1 pseudogene is annotated in these 330 nt (G+C 62.4%); it reads left to right on the top strand.

What is annotated here, in order from left to right:
• Positions 1–177: 177 nt before the first annotated feature.
• Positions 178–330: pseudogene (locus FS767_RS23285) on the top strand (histidine kinase); the annotation flags it as partial.

Below are 330 nucleotides of genomic sequence, written 5' to 3'. Positions count from 1 at the left end.
CATTCGGGTCATGCTTGTTCTCCTGCCGCGCACCGGTGGCCGCGGCGATACTTGTTATTGTGAGAGCCCACAGCGGAGCCATATTACTATCGGCGGCTCGACGCGACAGCGAAATTCGCAGAACTACCCAAGGCCCGCTACGTAGTTCTACGTAGCCGCCAGCCCGGACAGGTGCCGATGCAGCTCAAATACAAGATGGTCGCCCTCGGACTGCTGCCTTTGCTGCTGGCGGTGGCCGCGGTCTGCCTGGTGGTGCTGGAACAGAGCCAGCGCCTGGGCGAGCAGCAGGCACGGCTGCTCGAACACAGCATCCTCGGCAGCAAGAAGACC

This window comes from Pseudomonas sp. DE0010 (assembly GCF_007680745.1).
Classification (GTDB): domain Bacteria; phylum Pseudomonadota; class Gammaproteobacteria; order Pseudomonadales; family Pseudomonadaceae; genus Aquipseudomonas; species Aquipseudomonas parafulva_B.
The sequence above is the reverse complement of the archived record's forward strand: the minus strand, read 5'-3'. Positions and strand labels throughout refer to the sequence as shown.